Origin of the sequence: Acinetobacter sp. YH12043 (genome assembly GCF_013419915.1) — a bacterium.
Lineage (GTDB): Bacteria > Pseudomonadota > Gammaproteobacteria > Pseudomonadales > Moraxellaceae > Acinetobacter.
On sequence record NZ_VOZD01000024.1, the window covers coordinates 37,600 to 58,638 of the forward strand.

General features: G+C 43.0%; 16 protein-coding genes and 1 pseudogene. 7 read left to right on the forward strand and 10 right to left on the reverse strand.

Annotated elements, in window-relative coordinates; all coding sequences use genetic code 11:
• Positions 1 to 34 precede the first annotated feature (34 nt).
• The 3 genes from FTU01_RS11980 to FTU01_RS11990 all read left to right on the forward strand — a co-directional run bounded on the left by FTU01_RS11980 (position 35) and on the right by FTU01_RS11990 (position 2,890).
• Entirely contained in the window at positions 35 to 739 is a 705-nt protein-coding gene (locus FTU01_RS11980; protein ID WP_180033995.1) for a CoA transferase subunit A, read from the forward strand.
• Positions 740 to 741: 2 nt separating this feature from the next.
• Complete coding sequence (locus FTU01_RS11985) at positions 742 to 1,380, forward strand: CoA transferase subunit B (RefSeq protein ID WP_004782495.1); 639 nt, start codon at positions 742 to 744, stop codon at positions 1,378 to 1,380.
• 97 nt (positions 1,381 to 1,477) lie between these two features.
• The gene (locus FTU01_RS11990) at positions 1,478 to 2,890 is read left to right on the forward strand and encodes a short-chain fatty acid transporter (protein WP_004782496.1); all 1,413 of its coding nucleotides are present in this window, start codon (positions 1,478 to 1,480) and stop codon (positions 2,888 to 2,890) included.
• Between the two features lie 57 nt (positions 2,891 to 2,947).
• On the opposite strand, the gene FTU01_RS11995 is transcribed toward FTU01_RS11990, so the two are convergent.
• The 4 genes from FTU01_RS11995 to FTU01_RS12010 form a co-directional block, all read right to left on the reverse strand.
• Entirely contained in the window at positions 2,948 to 4,441 is a 1,494-nt protein-coding gene (locus FTU01_RS11995) for an OmpA family protein (protein WP_180139273.1), read from the reverse strand.
• 193 nt (positions 4,442 to 4,634) lie between these two features.
• Positions 4,635 to 5,873: a dihydroorotase gene (locus FTU01_RS12000; RefSeq protein WP_180139276.1), complete on the reverse strand. Its 1,239-nt coding sequence runs from the start codon at positions 5,871 to 5,873 to the stop codon at positions 4,635 to 4,637.
• Positions 5,874 to 5,883: 10 nt separating this feature from the next.
• Positions 5,884 to 6,900 (reverse strand): aspartate carbamoyltransferase catalytic subunit, encoded by a 1,017-nt coding sequence (locus FTU01_RS12005; RefSeq protein WP_180139279.1) that lies wholly within the window; start codon positions 6,898 to 6,900, stop codon positions 5,884 to 5,886.
• A gap of 222 nt (positions 6,901 to 7,122) precedes the next feature.
• Entirely contained in the window at positions 7,123 to 7,455 is a 333-nt protein-coding gene (locus tag FTU01_RS12010) for a hypothetical protein (RefSeq protein ID WP_180053562.1), read from the reverse strand.
• 655 nt (positions 7,456 to 8,110) lie between these two features.
• Here FTU01_RS12010 and rlmKL point away from each other — a divergent pair.
• The gene (gene rlmKL / locus FTU01_RS12015; protein WP_005235042.1) at positions 8,111 to 10,315 is read left to right on the forward strand and encodes a bifunctional 23S rRNA (guanine(2069)-N(7))-methyltransferase RlmK/23S rRNA (guanine(2445)-N(2))-methyltransferase RlmL; all 2,205 of its coding nucleotides are present in this window, start codon (positions 8,111 to 8,113) and stop codon (positions 10,313 to 10,315) included.
• Positions 10,316 to 10,382: 67 nt separating this feature from the next.
• Here the strand turns inward: rlmKL and clpB are convergent, their stop codons facing one another.
• From clpB to crp, 4 genes are all read right to left on the reverse strand, one after another.
• The gene (gene clpB, locus FTU01_RS12020; protein WP_180139282.1) at positions 10,383 to 12,962 is read right to left on the reverse strand and encodes an ATP-dependent chaperone ClpB; all 2,580 of its coding nucleotides are present in this window, start codon (positions 12,960 to 12,962) and stop codon (positions 10,383 to 10,385) included.
• Between the two features lie 253 nt (positions 12,963 to 13,215).
• On the reverse strand, positions 13,216 to 13,581 hold the full coding sequence (locus FTU01_RS12025) for an antitoxin Xre/MbcA/ParS toxin-binding domain-containing protein (protein ID WP_180139285.1): 366 nt from the start codon (positions 13,579 to 13,581) through the stop codon (positions 13,216 to 13,218).
• A gap of 144 nt (positions 13,582 to 13,725) precedes the next feature.
• Complete coding sequence (locus FTU01_RS12030; protein ID WP_159123982.1) at positions 13,726 to 14,775, reverse strand: NADP(H)-dependent aldo-keto reductase; 1,050 nt, start codon at positions 14,773 to 14,775, stop codon at positions 13,726 to 13,728.
• A gap of 193 nt (positions 14,776 to 14,968) precedes the next feature.
• Positions 14,969 to 15,676, reverse strand: coding sequence for a cAMP-activated global transcriptional regulator CRP (gene crp / locus FTU01_RS12035; RefSeq protein ID WP_004782527.1), 708 nt, complete (start codon positions 15,674 to 15,676; stop codon positions 14,969 to 14,971).
• Positions 15,677 to 15,823: 147 nt separating this feature from the next.
• Here crp and FTU01_RS12040 point away from each other — a divergent pair, with 147 nt between their 5' ends.
• Positions 15,824 to 16,246, forward strand: a complete 423-nt coding sequence (locus FTU01_RS12040; RefSeq protein ID WP_004782528.1) for an OsmC family protein — start codon at positions 15,824 to 15,826, stop codon at positions 16,244 to 16,246.
• A 43-nt stretch (positions 16,247 to 16,289) separates the two neighbouring features.
• On the opposite strand, the gene FTU01_RS12045 is transcribed toward FTU01_RS12040, so the two are convergent.
• Both FTU01_RS12045 and FTU01_RS12050 read right to left on the reverse strand, forming a co-directional pair.
• A complete protein-coding gene (locus tag FTU01_RS12045) occupies positions 16,290 to 17,333 on the reverse strand; it encodes a metallophosphoesterase (protein WP_180139288.1) in 1,044 nt (347 codons plus the stop codon).
• A 248-nt stretch (positions 17,334 to 17,581) separates the two neighbouring features.
• Positions 17,582 to 19,819, reverse strand: a complete 2,238-nt coding sequence (locus tag FTU01_RS12050) for an NADP-dependent isocitrate dehydrogenase (RefSeq protein WP_034170011.1) — start codon at positions 19,817 to 19,819, stop codon at positions 17,582 to 17,584.
• Positions 19,820 to 20,593: 774 nt separating this feature from the next.
• Here FTU01_RS12050 and FTU01_RS12055 point away from each other — a divergent pair.
• Entirely contained in the window at positions 20,594 to 20,863 is a 270-nt protein-coding gene (locus FTU01_RS12055; protein WP_180139291.1) for a hypothetical protein, read from the forward strand.
• 45 nt (positions 20,864 to 20,908) lie between these two features.
• Positions 20,909 to 21,039: pseudogene (locus tag FTU01_RS12060) on the forward strand (IS5/IS1182 family transposase); the annotation flags it as partial.

Sequence of the window (21,039 nt, forward strand, 5' to 3'; positions counted from 1 at the left end):
GAGATCTGCAAGAGAAGAATAAATCGAGGTAAAAATGTCAAATAAAGTGTATGACAGTGCAAAAGCCGCTTTAGACGGCGTGGTCCAGGATGGACATACTCTGGCGGTAGGCGGTTTTGGACTCTGTGGTATTCCAGAAGCCCTCATTGTAGCTTTAAAGGAAACTGGTGCCAAAAATCTGACCTGTATTTCTAATAATGCCGGTGTGGATGGCTTTGGCTTGGGGCTATTGCTGGAAACCAAACAGATTAAAAAGATGATCTCTTCGTATGTGGGCGAGAATAAGGAATTTGAACGCCAATACTTAAGCGGCGAACTCGAAGTTGAACTGACTCCACAAGGCACGTTGGCAGAAAAATTACGTGCCGGTGGTGCAGGTATTCCCGCTTTCTATACCGCGACCGGTGTTGGAACCGTCATTGCTGAAGGTAAAGATGTCCGCGAATTCAATGGCAAGTCTTATATTCTGGAAGAATCCTTAACTGCGGATGTGGCTTTGGTGAAAGCTTATAAGGCCGATAAAGCCGGTAACCTGATTTTCCGTAAAACTGCCCAGAACTTCAATCCGGTCTGTGCCATGGCTGGCAAAGTGACCATTGCTGAAGTTGAAGAAATTGTCGAGATCGGTGCCCTTGATCCAGATGAAATTCATCTTCCCGGTATTTATGTGAACCGGATTGTACTGAATACCCAACCAGAAAAACGGATTGAACAGATGACTTTAAAGGCGGAGGCTTGATCATGGCTTGGACACGTAATGAAATGGCGCAGCGCGCCGCACAGGAACTTGAAGACGGTTTCTATGTGAATCTGGGTATTGGCCTGCCAACCTTAGTCGCTAACTATATTCCAGAGAATATTAATGTCTGGCTACAGTCTGAGAATGGTCTGTTGGGTATTGGAGAATTTCCAACGGCCGATACTGTGGATGCAGACCTGATCAATGCTGGCAAACAGACGGTAACTGCCCGCAAAGGTGCTTCTTTCTTTTCCAGTGCTGACTCCTTTGCCATGATCCGTGGCGGTCATGTCAATATCGCCATTCTGGGGGCTATGGAAGTCTCAGAAAATGGTGATCTAGCCAACTGGATGATTCCAGGCAAGAAAGTCAAAGGCATGGGTGGTGCCATGGATCTGGTCGCAGGTGTGCAAAAAGTTGTGGTGCTGATGGAACACTGCGCTAAAGATGGTACGCCTAAAATTGTCTCACAATGTAGTCTTCCGCTTACTGGCCAGGCCGTAGTGAACCGGATTATTACTGACTTAGGTGTATTGGATGTCACACCTGAAGGTATTCAACTTGTAGAACTGGCACCCGATGTCAGTTTTGATGAAATTCAGAAAGTCACCGGCGTACCTTTACTCCGTAAAGCAGCCTGATTTTTCCCAGCCCTTAAAATGAAAAATTTTAAGGGTTTCTTTTTGGCTGAAGAAAGCCGCTTCTTAATAACAAATGCAGAATAAATGGATTTTAATCATGCAAACTCAACAAAATATCTTGCAGCGCTTTGCCATGCGCGTCAGCGACTGGTCTGAAAAATGGTTTCCGGACTCTTATATCTTTGCCCTACTCGGTGTCATCATCGTTGCGATTGCCGCGATTGGCATTGGTGCGCCGGCACAAGATGTCGCGATTTCATTTGGTGACGGATTCTGGAGTCTGATTCCCTTTACCTTACAGATGTGCATGTTGATCGTGGTCGGTTATGTAGTTTCAGTTTCCAAACCGATGCAATTACTGATTCAGAAAATGGCGCGCATTCCTCATTCTGGACGTGGAGCCATCGTTCTCGTCGCCACTGTTAGTCTACTGATTTCCCTGATTAACTGGGCGATGAGTACAGTTCTAACCGCACTTCTGGTGATTGCGCTAGCGCAGCGTAAAGAACTGAATATGGATTACCGTGCGGCTGCCGCAGCAGCGATTATCGGGATGGGCGCAACCTGGGCACTGGGTATCAGCTCTTCAGCAGCGCAATTACAAGCCAACAAATCCAGTCTACCAGAACCACTTTATAATCTGACTGGTGTGATTCCATTTACTGAAACGATTTTCCTGCCGCAATCCATGATCATGACAGCAGTCTTGATTATTGCTTCGATTGCCATTGCCTACTGGTCTGCGCCCAAAGGCAATCATATTAAAACTATTGATCACTTCCCGATCCAGATTGAAGAAGAAAAGACTGAAACCGTGACCCATAAACGGCCGGGTGACTGGCTTGAAAACTCGCCAATCTTAAGTATTCTGATTGTGGTTCTGGGTCTGGTCTGGATGTTTAACGAGTTTTCCAAAAGTAATCCTATTCTGGCAATCTCCAGCTTAAACACCTATAACTTTATCTTTCTGATTTTGGGTGTAGCTTTACATGGTACACCACGTAATTTTCTCAATGCTGTGTCCAAAGCTGTGCCGGCCATTTCAGGGGTGCTGATCCAGTTTCCGCTTTATGGCAGCATCGCCTTTATGATGACCAATGCCCTGAATTCTGCTGACCTGTCCCTATCGCACTATATCGCCGAGTTCTTCGTTTCGATTGCCTCGCAGGAAACCTTTGCAGTGGTGATGGGAATTTATTCAGCGATTCTAGGCTTCTTCATTCCTTCTGGTGGAGGAAAATGGATTATTGAAGCGCCTTATGTGATGCAGGCTGCACATGACCTGAAAGTGCATCTGGGCTGGTCTGTCCAGATTTACAATGCGGCCGAAGCCTTGCCCAATCTGATCAATCCTTTCTTTATGCTCCCTATGCTGGGTATCTTAAAATTAAAAGCCAAAGATGTGATTGGTTTTACAGTGACCCAACTGGTCTTTCATCTTCCATTGGTACTATTCTTGCTCTGGTTCCTAGGAAGAACCCTGACTTATACCCCACCTGTCTTCTCTTAATTCATAACAAATAAAAAAGGACGAATCATTCGTCCTTTTTTATGATGAAAGAATTATTTAGCTGGCTTTCTTTTCAACTACGCCTTCATTATCTACAGTATGTACACGACCATCTTCGGTACTCATAACTTCAAAAGTTACACGACGATTTTGATACTGACCGTTCGAGGTTGCATTCGGTTGAGCAGGCTGATTCGCCGCCATACCTACAGGTTGTAATTGTGCCGGATTCACCCCTTTCTGTACCAGATAATTCACAATGGCTTGAGCACGTTTTAAAGATAGCTCCTGATTTTGAGTGCTGCTGCCTTCCGTATCAGTATGGCCTATTACGGTTAGACGTACATCTTTGGCATATTGCAATAAAGCTGCGGTCTGATCCAGCAAGCTTTTATTCACTTCAGGAATTTCTGTAGAACCTGTCGCAAAATGAATAAGTTGCAGGTTTAAGGCAGTTGCAACATCCAATGCCTCAATATTCTCCATCTGAAGTTCGTCTAAAGCTTTTTTAGCCTCGGTATTGGCTGTATTGATCGCCTCATCCATATCCACTGGTTTTTGGGTCACGACTTCTACATTTTTAGCTAAGCCACGAATTTGACCTGCCAAACGCTGTGCATCTGCACTGTTCGCTGCCTGCACAGATACCTGATTACCTGCCCAAGTCAAAGTCACATTTGACATGCCTTGCAGTAATTTCAATACGGATGGAATTGTATCCTGATCAATAAATTCTGAGTGGTAATTTTCATTGGCTACTGCACCACAGCCAATACTGTAATTAAAGATCTGCTTAATTTCATTTTGCAGAATTTGCATATATTTCGGATCATTCATATGTACCTGACAGTTGACGATTTCACCCTGACTACCGGTGCTGATTTTGAGAATTGCAGGGTTTGTTGCAGCAGCTTCGCTTACCGCCTGAGCATTTCGTAATTCATCCGGATCATCATCACGCAGGCATCCACGGAAGAAGAATAAGATAATCGCAGCAATAATCACGAGGAGAATAAAAGGCCAGAACACCACTGCCTTTTTCTCTTCAGTCAGTACTGGTTCTGCTTCCGGTTCGGAAGCCAGACCCGGTGCGCGGTTCAGATTTTGTCCCGCCAGCGGAGATACGCCTAGAGATGCCAGTATGGGGCCAGCCCAGACTGGTAATGCCCGTTGAATCGAGTCTGCATGGGTATCTAACAAATGGCCTACTGCTTCAGCAGTGGGTGCACCCGCTTCTGCTTGCAAGAAGTTCATGGTTGGAACAATTGCCCGGTTCAGGGTCTGTTCAATTTCATCTTGAGGTGCAGTTGAATCTAACTGAGCCAGGAATTGTTGTTTTAGGGTCGGATTATTATTAAATAATTCATCAATCTTGGGATTAAGTTGCTGACCCAGACTTTCAATCCAGGCCGGTCTTGCACGAAGAATACTTAACAATACAGGATAGAATTGGGCTAAGGCCTGATCCTTGGCAAATAGATGTTCTGTTTCACCTTGCAGCACAATGGCGGTCACATCACTCTTTAAACGTTCAATTAAATCTGTATTCATCAAGATCACCATTATTCTGATTTATAATGTTTAATATTTAATCAGTGTAGCGACCCACCCTCTTTGGAATGTTAATAATTGTACTGATATCATAAAGTTTCACTGTTTATGTAAGGCTAACTTTTCTAGTATTTTAATTAAGATATAAAAAAGTCAGCCGAAGCTGACTTTTTGTAAACGCGAAATGTAAGTGTTATGCTGCAATAAAAGTTTGCAGCACTTTACCTTTCACTTTTTGATTGAGCAGTGGTGTATTTTTACCTTGAGAAACGATCGTTTCTTTGCTTAATGTCCACTCCTGTTCTGGATCAACCAGTACCCAGCCTGCTTCCGCTTTCCAACGCTCAAACATACTGGCGACTTTCGCAGGAGCAACTGTGACTTTCTCCACCCATTCCAACGGCGTAAAGAAGCCTTCATTCACTAGTTGGATACCGAACGGTACGTAGGTATCAAACGCGGTAAAGCCAGGCTGTGTTTCCGCAAAGGGTGCCATTTTGGCAGAGCTGCTCAGGGGTTCATGATGGGTACAGATCGCATCAATCACACCAGATTTTACGCCCTGACGCAGTAATTCTTTGTCAGATTCAGAACGTAATGGTGGACGCACGTGTGCAAGAGAGTTAAAGCCATCAATCAGATGGTCAGTCAGATGCAATTGGTGCATAGCGACATCACAAGTTACTGGCAAGCCTTTTTCTTTAGCAATACGAATCAGTTCTACTGATGCACCACAAGATAACAAGCCAAAATGAGCACGTACTTTAGTTGCTTCAATCATGAGCAGGTATTTGGCAATGGCCACAGTTTCCGCTAGCGATGGAATCATTGGCAAGCCTTGGCGTGAAGCAATAAAGCCTTCATGCACACAACCATCTTTGGCAATTTGCGGCTCTTCTGCATAGAACACTACAGTCAGGTCCAAGCCCGCTGCATATTCAAGTGTACGCAATACCACATCATCATTGGCAAACGGCGCGCTGGCATTAGAAACCGCAGTACAACCACCCTTTTTTAAACCTGCCATATTGGCTGGTTGCTGACCTTGCAAACCTTGAGTTTGCGCACCGATCACTTGCAAATAAATGCCACCATCCAGCATGGCTTTTTCAACCAGACCATGAATCAGCGCACCATTATCCTGCACAATCGGTTTGGAATCTGGCGGGGTAAAGACATGCAGAATCCCGTTTTCACGTGCAGCCTTACCTTCAGACTTTAAAGTTCCGTGTTGCTGCTGGCCCGGTTCTCTTAAACGTGCACACAGGTCCACCATGGTTGGCATCAGCCATTTGCCCTGTCCATCAATGGTTTCAGAGACGTTAGCAGTCTCTGCAACACGTTTACCATTTTCCAGATAAACCGTTTCGACTGAATCAGTGTTTTGGATTGGGTCAAGAACACGGACATTTTCAATTTTTACAATAGTCATGACTTATTCCTTATACCGCAATCGCTTCAATCAAACCCTGTTCCTGTAACTGCCCCTGCATCGCCAGTGCCAGTACCGCCATACGTACAGCAATCCCGTTAGTGACCTGTTTCAGAATCACGGATTGTGGACCGTCTGCAATGCTGGAATCAATTTCCACACCGCGGTTCATTGGTCCTGGATGCATCACGATACAATCCGGCTTGGCCAGGGCGAGACGTTCTTTATTCAGGCCATACATTTTATAGAATTCAGCCTGAGAAGACAGCGCTGGCGAATCAATACGCTCGTTTTGAATACGCAAGGTAATGATCACATCACAGTCTTTGATGCCCTCTTCCATATTATTGAACAGGCGTACATCTTCACTGTAGTCATCAAAACCGTATGGCAATAACGTATTCGGTGCAATCACGCGAATATCTTTACAGCCTAAGGTTTGCAGTGCCGCCACATCTGAACGTGCTACACGCGAATGCTTGATATCGCCAATAATCGCAATCGACATATCTTCGAATTTTTTATTGGTCTCGCGGCGAATGGTCAGCATATCCAGCATCGCTTGAGTTGGATGGGCATGACGACCATCCCCTGCATTAATAATAGCGACATTCGGACAAACATCTTTGGCAATAAAGTGTGCTGCACCTGAAGATGAATGACGTACTACGAAGATATCTGCCGCCATGGCTTCAAGATTCCACAAGGTATCACGTAAAGTTTCACCTTTAGAGGTACTTGAACGGGCAATATCGATATTCAGCACGTTGGCAGACAGACGTTTGGCCGCTGCCTCAAATGTAGTACGCGTTCGGGTAGAATTTTCAAAAAATAGGTTCATCACCGTTTTGCCTTCGAGCAAATTATTGGTGATCAGCTGATTTTGGTCATTAAAAAAGGACAACGCAGTGTCCAGTATTTTTGTAAGAGTTTCTTTAGAAAGACCTTCGATGGTCAGGAAATGTTTAAGATTACCTGCTTTGTTGAGTTGAATCTGGCTCGGTGTATGCAATGCCGCCAAGTGCATGAGAGATTCCTTATACGTTAAGTCAACGTATTATACAGAGATTAGCGAATCTTTATAGTTGATAAAGAGCTCGGTTGTACAAAAACCATCTCGGTAATAAGAATGGAAATTTAAATTCCCATGTATTTTTTCAATAAGATAATTTAACCTGTTTATCTATATGCTTGTTTTTCATTTAAACATGAGTGCTTCAGTCTGGAGCATCCACACCCAATCCCCCAATTAGCGCAATGCGCCAATATAATGATGTGAAACCTGAGCGCGATAGATATCTTCTTCGCTTGGTTCCACAGAAATCAGTTCCTTTTCCGCCTGTTCTTCAGCCTGCAGTTCTGAAAATGACAATAAATCCAGAGTGGTTTTTAAGCGGTTGACCAGATGTAAAAGCTCAGGATCTTCAGTCTGCTCTGCCAGCCCAATCACATGCTTTGCATAGTGGATATTTTCTGCAAGATACATGGCATCAATTACTCGCCCAGTTACTCGTCTTAAACGTGCATAAATCAAGGTAGCGATTGAAAATGCCTCATTCCTGCGTAATTGAAGATCCAACATCTAAGCCCCTCCGAAATAATAATTAAGAATAAAGATGAAGCTGTAATGATTCCCCTCAGCATTACAGCTTCATTGATATTAGATAGAGCAATAAACGTACCAAAATTAATAAATAAGTTATGTGAGTTATAAATTGATATGAATGAAAATTGTTCTACCTCGAGGAATCGTAGATCAGTGTCTTTTTTGTTTTAGATTCACTCCTCGTCTGGCTAATCAATTCTTAGTCTCGATCACTTGACATGAGTGACCAAATTTTAGCTTTTACTTTTAGAGTAATGTTGATGCCATATGGTGCATATAAACGATCCGGCATCAGATCCATCACATCAATAACCCGATTATTTATTTTTTAAATCACACATACAACATGGCTGCAATTGAAGATCTAGATTGCGAATTAGTTTAATAATCATCACATACCCATCTGTAAAATAAAAAGATTTACTCAATAAATTTGCCTTACTGTCACTGTTTAGTTCTACATATCTCGTAAATTTTCAGTTTGCTTTTTAAGTCAACATTTAGCGCTTTTTATGATGAGTAAAACTAGGCTGTATATGCTCGAATTTAAAAAATTTCCAAAGCTTTAACAGGCAAAATACGCTAAACTGAGCGCAGTTTTTTATTTATTCTTTTCCGGTCTCTCTATTTTATGAATACCTCTTCACGTTTAAGCAATTATTGGGTCACCTGTGCCGATGGTCTGGAAACCTTATTAGAAGAAGAAATCAAAGGTTTAGGTGTTCAGGATATTGAACGTTTCCCAGGTCGTCTGACCTTCAAAGGCACGCTTGAAAATGCTTACCGCATCTGTATGTGGTCTCGTCTGGCTTCTCGTGTCCTGATGCCAATTCACACGCATGAAATCGAATTCTCCCACGATGCGCGTGATGTTGCAGAAGAGCTTTATGAAGGTGCGATGAGCTTCGACTGGTCACTGATTTTTGCACCACAAAGCACCTTCGCAATTCGTCTGCACGTTGAACGTGATATTAAGGTTAATACCCAGTTTGCGACCCTTCGTGCCAAAGATGGCGTCGTCGATTCCTTTATGGAAGCTGTGGGCAAGCGTCCAAGTATTGATACCAAACAGCCAGAAATCACCATGTACATTCTGGCCGGTAAAAAAGAACATACTTATTGTTTAGACTTATCCGGTGATTCCCTGCATAAACGTGGCTATCGCCGCTTTATGACTGAAGCACCAATCAAGGAAAATCTGGCGGCTGCGATCCTGCAAAAAGGTGGCCTGAAAGATATCAACCCGGATATTGTGGTTGATCCAATGTGTGGTTCAGGGACATTTATTATTGAATCACTGATGATTCTGACTGATCGTGCCCCGGGTCTGGTGCGTCGTTTCGGATTTAATGGCTGGAATGGTCATGACCATGAATTATGGATGGGTATTAAAGCTGAAGCAGCTGAACGTCATAAAGCTGCGCTAGAAAACCCATTACCCAAATTCTATGCCTTTGATGCCGACTGGGAAGCGGTGAAAGCCACTAAACAGAACATTATTGCTGCAGGTTTTGAATCAGCCCTTGATCAGATCAAGATCGAAGAGCGTACTTTAAATGACTGGCCAGATTTCCAGGCTGAAGGCAAGAAAGTCTTCTTTGTGACGAATCCACCATATGGTGAGCGTCTGGGCGATAAGGCATCTAACCGTGCCTTGTATCTGGGTTTGTCTAATCTGCTACAAAAGAATTTCCCGAATCAGAAAGCGGCAGTCATTGCTGCTCAGGTGGAACAGGCCGATGTCTTGGCGTTCAATGACCCGCAAATTCTGCGTTTGATGAACGGTAAACTGCCAATCTATATCCGTTTTGGTACAGTAAAACCGGCAGCAGTCACACGTCCTTTCCTGGAAAGCTGGCAGCCGCAACAATTCGAGCCGATCGAAGGTGCGATGGAATTTGCTAACCGCCTGACCAAGAATATGCAAACCCTGAAAAAATGGGCGGTAAAAGAAAATATTCACTGCCTGCGTTTGTATGATGCCGACTTACCAGACTTTAACGTAGCAGTCGACCTGTATGGCGAACGTCTGCATGTGCAGGAATATGCGCCTCCGAAGAAAATTGATCCAGAAAAAGCCAAAAAGCGTTTTAACCTGGCATTGCAAGCGATTCGTGCTGTGACTGGTCTAGGCCGTGATGCCATCTTTATTAAAACTCGTGCCCGTCAGGAAGGTAAGAACCAGTACACCAAACAAAGTACAGCGTCTAAACGTTTTATCGTCCAGGAAGGCCAAGCCAAGATTCTGGTCAACCTGACCGATTATCTGGATACCGGTCTATTCCTGGATCACCGTCAGATGCGTCTGCGTATTGCCAAAGAAGCCAAAGGTAAACACTTTCTGAATCTGTACAGTTATACTTCTACGGCGAGCTTACATGCAGCTTTAGGTGGTGCAGCGAGTACCACCAGTGTCGATTTATCTAATACTTATTTGAACTGGTCAAAAGAGAACTTTGTTCTGAACGGCCTGACTGTAGACCATGCCGATCAACAACATCAATTCTTTGCATCTGACTGTTTTGAATGGCTGAAAGAAGGTCATGAACAATATGACCTGATCTTTATCGATCCACCGACATTCTCTAACTCGAAAAAATTCTACGGGACTTTCGACGTTCAGCGTGACCACGTCTCTTTATTGAAACGTGCCATGAACCGTTTAACCACTGACGGTACGTTGTATTTCTCGAACAACTACCGTGGTTTCGAAATGGATGAAATGATTGAAGGTTTATATGACGTGGAAGAAATCACGCATGAAACCATTGGTCCAGACTTCAAGCGTAACCAGAAAATTCACCGTGCCTGGAAAATTACTCATCCAAAAATGTAAGGTGTGAATATAAGATAAAGAAAAACCCAGCCTAGGCTGGGTTTTTTTGTTGCGAGGAGAACTTCTATTAGCTGAGTTTCATTTTTTCAAAGACCAGCTCGCCACTTTCACCACGAACGACGATGGTATCACCAGGGCCAAACTCACCTGCCAGGATGCTTTGTGCCAAACCATTTTCAATACGTTGCTGGATCGCACGTTTTAATGGACGCGCACCATACAACGGATCGAAACCAGCTTCGATTAACTGATCGAAAGCACTGTCATCCACAGACAGACGCATATCGCGTTCTGCCAGACGTTGACGCAAGCGGTTCAACTGAATATCGGCAATACCACGGATCTGGTCTTTTTCCAGTGCATGGAACACCACTAGCTCATCAATACGGTTGATAAACTCTGGACGGAAATGTTCCGATACCGCATTCATCACCACTGTACGGACTTCTTCACGAGTTGCTTTATCGCCCAGTTCACGAACATCCTGTGAACCCAGGTTCGAAGTCATCACAATCACGGTATTTTTAAAGTCCACCACACGGCCTTGCGAGTCAGTCAGACGACCATCGTCCAGCACTTGCAGCAGAATGTTAAATACATCCGGATGCGCTTTTTCGACCTCATCGAATAACACCACGCTATATGGTTTACGGCGCACCGCTTCAGTCAGCACACCACCTTCTTCATAACCGACATAGCCCGGAGGTGCACCGACCAAGCGGCTCACCGAATGTTTTTCCATAAATTCGGACATGTCGATTCGGATCATGGCATCGTCACTGTCGAACAGGAAGTTCGCCAAGGCTTTGGTCAATTCTGTTTTACCTACACCTGTTGGGCCCAAGAACAGGAATGAACCACTTGGACGGTTTGGATCTGACAAGCCGGCACGTGAACGACGTACAGCATTAGATACAGCTACTACGGCTTCTTCCTGACCAACAACACGGTTATGCAGGAAGTCTTCCATATGCAGCAGTTTGTCACGCTCACCTTGCAGCATTTTCGCTACAGGAATACCGGTCGCAGCACTGACTACTTCAGCGATCTCATTGTCAGTGACTTTGTCACGTAGCAGTTTTGGTGCTTCACTTTCTTCAGCCGCTTCAATACGTTCCAACTGTTTTTGCAGTTCAGGAATCACACCGTATTGATAACGTGCTGCTTCAGCCAGATCACCTTCACGCTGGGCTTTTTCCAGCGCAATGCGAGCCTGATCCAGTTTCACCTGAATATCTTTGTTGCCTGCTACCAGCGCTTTATCGGCACGCCAGATTTCTTCCAGTTCGCTGTACTCTTTCTCTACAGTGGCAATCTGCTCTTCCAGATGTTTCACTTCGCCTTGTGCACCAGAGTCTGCATCTTTTTTCACCGCTTCAAGCTGCATCTTCAGCTGAATCAGACGACGTTCGAGTTTATCCAGTGCTTCAGGTTTAGAATCCAGCTCCATTTTGATACGAGATGCTGCTTCATCAATCAGGTCAATGGCTTTATCCGGCAATTGACGATCTGTGATGTAACGGTGTGACATTTTCGCCGCAGCAATGATTGCAGAATCCAGAATCTGCACACCATGGTGAGTCGCGTAACGATCTTTCAGACCACGCAGAATCGCAATGGTATCTTCCACGCTTGGTTCATCCACCAGCACTTTCTGGAAACGACGCTCTAAAGCTGCATCTTTTTCAATGTACTGACGATATTCATCCAAAGTTGTTGCACCGACACAGCGTAGTTCACCGCGCGCTAATGCAGGTTTCAGCATGTTACCCGCATCCATGGCGCCATCGCCTTTACCGGCACCGACCAATGTATGCAGCTCGTCAATGAACAGGATGATTTCGCCTTCATGTTTAGCCAGATCTTTCAGAACGGCTTTCAGACGTTCTTCGAACTCACCACGGTATTTAGCCCCTGCCAACAGAGAACCTAAGTCTAGAGACAATACACGTTTGCCTTTCAAGCCTTCAGGAACTTCACCGTTAACAATACGCTGTGCCAGACCTTCGACAATCGCAGTTTTACCGACACCTGGCTCACCGATCAGTACCGGGTTGTTTTTGGTACGGCGTGACAGCACCTGAATTGTACGACGGATTTCATCATCACGACCAATCACCGGGTCCAGTTTGCCAGCCATGGCACGTTCAGTTAAATCAATCGTATATTTATTCAGTGAGTCCCGTTGATCTTCATGATTATTGCTCATGACTTTTTCATCGCCTCGAATTTGATTAATGACCTGTCGTAAAGTTTCAGTTTTTACGCCAACACTATTTAATAAGGTTTTGGTGGCACCCGTTTCTGCAAGTGCCAGTAATACCCAGTCAGTGGACAGGAACTCATCTCCTGCTTTTTGTGCATAACTGTCCGCCAGATGCAGGGCTTTGGCTGCTTCCTGACTGATATTGATATCGGCAGAGGGATTACCGAGCGTAGCTACATTGTTCAGCGCAGTTTGTACTTTGCTTTGCAGGTCACGCAGGTTCGCTCCTGCCTGTTGCAGCAAGCTCACATTCGATGCTTCTTCCATCAAGGTGGACAAGATGTGAATCCCTTCAATGGCAGCATGATCCTTGCTCATTGCCAGAGATTGCGCATCGGAAAGGGTTTGCTGTAAGCGATTGGTAAATTTCTCAAAACGCATTCTTGTTATTCCTCACAACAAATTTTCTACTTGATGGATATATGGGTGCTGGAAATAAAATTTCAAATAATTTTTTATATATTTTTCAAAAATTTAATTAAATAAAAGACAGAGTTATCAGTATTAATATTGGTATTCAATGAAAATATTTCAAGTGAGCGAAAGTAGAATTTTTAAAGTGAAGATCAATAATGAATATCTGATTTAATTTACTCTGCTATTTTTCGGATGGGTAGAAAATAGAGAAAGACCTTTAGTGCGGTTGCAAGCGTCCTAGTAATCGCAATACTGCACTCAAACCATGTTCTGTTTGCATCAAGGATCTTGGTATTTGCTGATCCAAAAGCTTGTTAGGTGAATTGATAAACTGGCGCATCCAACCCAAGTCTCCACCATTCAGACCAAATAACGCTTGATAGATATTGATTAAAGTTATCGCTCTTTTGCCTGCGGTAGTATCTGGTTCTAATTCTTTTTGATTTATGATTGACGATAATTCTGCTTCAGATAGATCCAGAACTAATGCAAGCTCGGATTCTTGCAATTGCAACTGTTCAGCTAAGTTGAATATAGCTTTGGCTAATACTTGGGATTTAGAAATATCCGTTTCATTATTCATTTTTATTAAATCCTATTGATGAATCTTGTTTTGATTATGCTGCCTTTATCCTTTTCTCGCTATGTTGTTTATCATTAAATTTGATCCTTTATTGAAACAAAAATGCCCTCACTTGAAGGGCATTTAAAGAGAACACTTGAACAATTATGGTGCCGGATTGGGTTGCTGACGGTGTATGGCTTCAATACCCTGCAAGACTTCTTCAGACAGATTCACGTCAAACGCCTGAATGTTTTCCTTGAGCTGATCCAAGTTGGTCGCACCAATAATAGTACTGGTCACGAAGAACTGCTGTTTAATGAAAGCCAGCGACAACTGGGTTAAGGTCAGGCCATGCTGCTCAGCCAGTTGTGCATACTGCTCGACGGCCCACTCGCTTTCCGGATTGCTATAACGGCTAAAACGTGAAAATAAAGTCACACGTGCATTGGCTGGACGTGCACCATTGCGGAATTTACCAGTCAGATAACCGAATGCCAGTGGAGAATAAGCCAGCAAACCTACACCTTCGTATTTGGCAATTTCCGACATACCAATTTCATAAGTCCGATTCAGCAAGCTATACGGATTTTGCACGCTAACAAATTTAGATAGTCCCAGTTTCTCTGCCAGATGCAGGAACTTCATGGTACCCCAAGGGGTTTCATTGGACAGGCCAATATAACGGATACGACCTTTCTTAATTTCGTCATGCAAAGCAGTCAGGGTTTCTTCCAGATTCGTGACAGCACGATCATCTGCAGCTTCTGCATTGCCATAACCCAGCTTGCCAAAGAAATTGGTTGCGCGCTGAGGCCAGTGCAATTGGTACAGGTCGATATAATCAGTTTGCAAACGTGACAATGAATTATCAATTGCTGATGCAATCTCATCTGCCACAAACCGGGTCTGACCATCACGGATATGGCTCCCACCTTGTGACGGACCCGCAATTTTCGAAGCTAAAAACAGTTTGTCACGACCACCCCGTGAAGCAATCCAGTTACCAATGATGCGTTCAGTTGCACCTTGGGTTTCCGGCTTGGGTGGCACCGGATACATTTCTGCGGTATCCCAGAAATATAAACCTTGATCCAAAGCATAGTCTAATTGCTGAAAAGCCTCTTCCTGAGTATTTTGCTCACCAAAAGTCATGGTGCCCAAACAGATTTCTGGCAATAAAATCCCAGTATCCGCCAATGGTCTGAATTGCATAAAAATATCCTTTAAGTTTATCTGTTATTTATCAAGAGCAAGTGTGCTATAGCCTATCGGAATTATAAGACGGACTTAAATCATCTTTTCTAACAAGCTTGTGCCAATTTGTTATGTTCTGAATCAGGCTGAAATTTTTAAACAGGAATAAAAAAAGCAAACCCGAAGATTTGCTTTTTATCGTGCTTTTGGCTTATTCGTCTTCGAACTCGCCAGCACCCACTGCTTCAGGTTCTTCCAGCGATGCATCAAAAATCAGAATCGCCTTACCATCGGTTTCAATCATGCCCTGTTCTTCTAGAGTTTTTAGAACACGACCGACCATTTCACGTGAACACCCAACAATACGGCCAATTTCCTGACGGGTAATACGGATCTGACGACCATTTGGCAAGATCATCGCTTCTGGCTGAGATGACAGGTCAATCAGACAACGTGCGATACGACCAGATACATCAATAAATGCCAGGTCAGTCACTTTACGTGTGGTATTTTTCAGACGGCGAACCAGCTGAGCAAAAACTGCATAGCTTAGATCTGGATATTGTTTGCTAATTTCATGAAAGTTTTCATAGGTAATTTCAGCAATTTCACAGACATCACGAGTACGCACTTCTGCAGTACGCTGTGGATTTGCTTCGAAAAGACCCATTTCCCCAAAGAAGTCTCCCGCATTTAAATAAGCTACCACAATCTCACGTTCATCATCTTCACGAAGAATGATAGATACAGACCCCTTCAGAATTAAATACAGCGATTTAGATTCTGATCCTGCATCCACGATCGTGGTACGTTTTGGATAGCGATTGATATATGCACGTTTTAATAACGCCTTCACTGATTCAGGTAGTTGCCCTGGCGAAAGTGCGTCTGTGCTTAATTGTGAAAAGTTTGAAGTCATGCTTACAGTTCCGAATATGGATAATTTATAGATCGCACAAGACCTAATGTGAACTTGTCACACAGTGGGATTGAAATTCCTTATCAACCCAATTTATGTTAGTGTACAGTTACTTCGTAAATTTATAGCTTTTTTTAGGTAGTTGCAATGCAAACGAGTGTTCATTGGCTAGAGAATGTTGCTTTTGAAGCAAAAACTCAAAGTGGTCACAGTATCATCATGGATGGTTCACCTGAATATGGCGGTGAAAACCGTGGTCCTCGCCCAATGGAACTGATTTTAACCGGTCTGGGCGGTTGTGCTTCTTTTGACATTGTGACAATTTTAAAGAAAGCACGTCAGGAGATTACTGATGTACGCTGTGAATTAAAAGCAGAACGTGCCGATACAATTCCTGCGGTATTTACCAAAATCCATCTACACTTTGTGGTCAGCGGTAAGGGCATCAAAGAGAAACAAGTCGCTAAAGCGGTAGAGCTTTCTGCTGAGAAATACTGTTCTGCCAGTAAAATGCTATCTGACGGTGGGGTCGAAATTACTCACGATTTTGAAATTGTAGAAGTGGAATAATCCGCTAATTTCATTAAAAAAGCAGTCTTCGTGGCTGCTTTTTTTACGTCATTTTTTGAGTGAAATACTGCTGGCCATCTTCAAAAATCACCAGATTTTCAGGCCATCTTAAAGCCCCGAGATGATGGGCAAACTCAGCCTGTTGCTGACGATCGCGATAACGCCTGCCCACTGAATAGTCGACACAAAATACATTCTGCTGCTGACCAAACCATTGCAGGGCATCAATATGCTTAAACAGACCGGATTTTTCTTCGGTGGTTTTAAAGTTTCTCCAATAATGGCCAATCACCACAGGTATCCTATCTGTATAACGCTCCCACCATGGCAAACGATCAATCATACGCCAGCGCCCCCCTGCATAGACTGGACGTTGTGCAATTTTTTCTGCGCCTGAGCTTAAGGTACGAATCGGATTTTGCATCTGGTCGCGTAACTCTTTTTCAGCGATATATTTTAATAAGGGAATACTGGCTGCTGGATCCTTGAATTGTCCCTGATATTGCTGCTGTTCACTCTGGATATATTCATCAAAGCCTAAAGTCTGTAACTCAAGCTCATTTTTCAGGACAAAATAATCATAAGCCTGTCTGATTGAATTAAAAGGAACAGATTTCAATTGTTGAATTGCCTGCGTATCCCAGCAAGCATGCACAATTCTTAAATGGGGTGCATCTAGAGCCAAAGGCAGGCTGTTTAGAAATTCTAGAATCCATGCACGATCCTGAATTGAAGCCTGAACTGAATCAAAAGTTTTGAGATCATCCTGATGCGGTGAACCAAAAAACCAGCCATTGCCTTCCCGTAGCGTATCGGTTAACAAGTTGATTTCATGATTACCCAGAATGCATTGCGCATTGCCATTTTCTATTAAGGTTTTAACCTGTCTGATGACAGCGATACTGTCTGGTCCACGATCACACAGATCCCCGACAAAAATCAGTTTACGCTGTTCAGAATGACGACCTTGCAGATCGTAGCCCAATACTTTTAATAATTGTTGTAGCGCGTCGATCTCACCATGAATATCGCCAACAATATCCACCGGACCATCGAAAGTCTGCTGTATGAATATCTGATTACTCATGGCTCTACCCTACCCAGTTCAATAAAACCTTTTTTTAATATAGCGCTTATACTTTAAATCAATATAACAAGTTCAGAATTATTTTTTAATCATCTCGATCATTTAATCAAATGATGATAGATCAGAAACTTAACTCGTATCCTATTTCCTTCATTTATTATTTAAATGTATATCTAAAAACAATAAAAAACCGGCGCCTAAGCACCGGTTTTATTAACTTTACGAGCTTTAAAGCTAATACAGCCTGATTAAGCGTTTAGTGACTCAATGATTTGGTTCAATGTAGCACTTGGACGCATTACAGCATTTACTTTTGCAGGATCAACCGCATAGTAACCACCGATATCTACAGATTGGCCTTGAACTGCATTCAATTCGCTTACGATCTTCTCTTCATTTTCAGCAAGAGACTGAGCGATCGGTGCAAATTTCGCTTTCAATTCTGCATCTTCGTCTTGCGCTACAAGTTCTTCAGCCCAGAATTTAGCCAGGTAGAAGTGGCTGCCACGGTTGTCTAGCTCGCCAGTACGACGTGATGGAGACTTGTCATTGTCAAGCAATTTACCAGTCGCAGCATCCAGTGTTTTCGCGAGCAGTTTCGCACGTGCATTGTTTTCTTTAATGCCCATTTCTTCCAGAGAAACAGCCAATGCCAAGAACTCACCTAGAGAATCCCAACGTAAGTGGTTTTCTTCTACCAATTGTTGTACGTGTTTAGGCGCAGAACCACCAGCACCAGTTTCGTACATACCGCCACCTGCCATTAGAGGCACGATAGACAGCATTTTCGCAGAAGTACCAAGCTCCATGATTGGGAACAGGTCAGTCAGGTAGTCACGCAGGATGTTACCTGTTACTGAAATGGTATCTAGGCCACGAGCAACACGTTCAAGTGTATAACGCATCGCACGTACCTGAGACATGATTTGGATGTCCAAGCCTTCAGTATCGTGATCTTTCAGGTAAGTTTGAACTTTTTTGATCAGTTCGTTTTCGTGTGGACGGTACGGGTCAAGCCAGAAGATTGCTGGCATGCCAGAGTTACGTGCACGAGTTACAGCCAGTTTCACCCAGTCGCGGATCGGTGCGTCTTTCACCTGGCACATACGCCAGATATCACCTTCTTCCACGTTTTGAGACATCAACACTTCACCAGTTTCAAGGTCAGTGATGTTCGCAACACCCGCTTCTGGAATTTCGAAAGTCTTGTCGTGAGAACCGTATTCTTCAGCTTTTTGAGCCATCAGACCAACGTTAGGAACTGTACCCATAGTACGTGGGTCGAAGTTACCATTCCATTTACAGAAGTTGATCATTTCCTGATAAATACGTGCGAATGTAGATTCAGGCATAACTGCTTTACAGTCGTAAGGTTTACCGTCAGCACCCCACATTTTACCGCCAGTACGGATCATTGCAGGCATAGAAGCATCTACAATCACGTCGTTTGGAGAATGGAAGTTGGTAATACCTTTTGCAGAATCAACCATCGCAAGTGCTGGACGGTGTTCTTGACATGCATGAAGATCTTCAATGATTTCTTCACGTAAAGAAGTCGGTAAAGATTCGATTTTTTCGTAAAGACCAGCCATACCGTTGTTTACGTTAATGCCGAGCTCGTCGAATAATTTACCGTGTTTCTCAAACGCATCTTTGTAGTAAATACGCACACAGTGACCGAATACGATCGGGTGTGATACTTTCATCATGGTCGCTTTAACGTGTAAAGAGAACAGGATGCCAGCTTCTTTACAATCTTCTAATTCTTTTTCATAGAAGTCGCAAAGGGCTTTTTTGCTCATGAACATTGAGTCGATGATTTCGCCGTCTTGAAGCGCAACTTTTGGCTTAAGAACGATAGTTTCACCAGACTTGGTGATCAGTTCCATTTTCACATTACGTGCACGGTCTAAAGTCATAGACTTTTCGCCATGGTAGAAGTCGCCTTCTTGCATGTGAGAAACGTGAGTTTGTGACCAAGGTTTCCATTCACCCATAGAATGTGGGTGTTTTTTCGCGTAGTTTTTCACTGCTGTCGGCGCACGACGGTCAGAGTTACCTTCACGAAGTACTGGGTTCACTGCTGAACCTAGGCACTTGCTATAACGCGCTTTAATTGCTTTTTCTTCTTCAGTAGTCGGGTTTTCCGGATAATCAGGCAGTGCATAGCCCTTAGACTGAAGTTCTTTAATGCATGACGTCAACTGAGCAACAGACGCACTAATATTAGGGAGTTTAATGATATTAGTATCTGGGTCCTGAGTAAGACGACCTAATTCTGCCAGGTTATCTGAAACTTTCTGCTCATCGCTTAGATAGTCTGCGAATTCTGCAAGTACGCGTGCGGCTACAGAGATGTCTGTCTTAACAATCTCAACGCCCGCCGGCTTAGTAAAGGTCTCAATGATCGGCAGTAGAGAGTAAGTCGCCAATAATGGCGCCTCGTCGGTCAGTGTGTAAATGATTGTTGACTTTCCACCAGCCATATATAGCCCCTTGCTTTGGATTGAGTTTCTGATCATCAGGCTTTTGGCCTAATTTCAGCGAACCGGTTACTTAAATAAACTTTGAAAGTAGTGGTGCTGGTTGCACCTCAGTCAAAGGAATATCAATACATATTCAACTTTGCCTGAAAAATTCGTAAAAATTGTCAGCGTGATTCACCGACAGCAGTATTCTACGTGAAAATGAACCTTTTTTCGAATCGGCACATTGCCAAACCATGCGATTTGTGCATTAGAAGGTTAATTTGCAGATTTTGCTTAATTTTACCAAAAATTATAATTTAATCTTTATAATTCAATTACTTAAATTAAAAATCAGACAAATTCACCTATAAACTTAATGTGTGCTTAATTCGGTTTTTTGCCATCAATTTTTATCTACATGTTGGGTATCATGAAAATAAATTATCAATGGCCGTAATTTCCATAAGTATGGGTTAAAAAGCGAATTGAAACAGATCTGCTCCTTCCTATCGAAATTTATGATCTGCACCTGATAAATTGAAAGTTGATCCTGAAGACTTAAGACAACCTAAATAATAGTCACCTTTCTACTCTTTGTTCAGTTTAAATTATGTGCATTTTTTTAATTACCTTTACAAACACTGGAAATGTATCGACCGTAATTCAAATAAAAAAAATGGTTCTATTGGTTTAATAGGCTTTAGATAATGCCAGTATGTTGGTTTAATTAATAAGAATCTTCTAATTAAATTTGGGTAGAATGCTGATTAATTTACAATAAGGACTTATTTTATGCTGAATTATTTAGTTAGTTTTTCGACATGGGCTGAGAGCAATTCAGGACAGATTCAGATTCTGATAGGCATATTAGCGCTAAGTCTTGCAATTTTTGGTTATAGACAAATAATTGAACAGATAAAAATTGCAAAAAAACATGAAGATCGTGCAGATGAACAAAGAAAATTTGAATTAAAGATACAATCCCTTAATATGTCACTCATAGCTTTAGATAAAAACGCATTAAAAATAGGGTGTGTTGACACTTTTAGCTTAAAAAAATAGCGAAGTAGTAAAATCAAATCGCCAAACCCAATTTTACTATTCGCTATGACTCGTACCATGCTGACAGATCAACACTGGCAAAAGTTGAAAGTTATTCTGCGTAATTTATCCATTCACCACAACTCAAATTTACGCAATTTTATTGAAGCTATTCTCTATAGAATTAGGACAGGTTG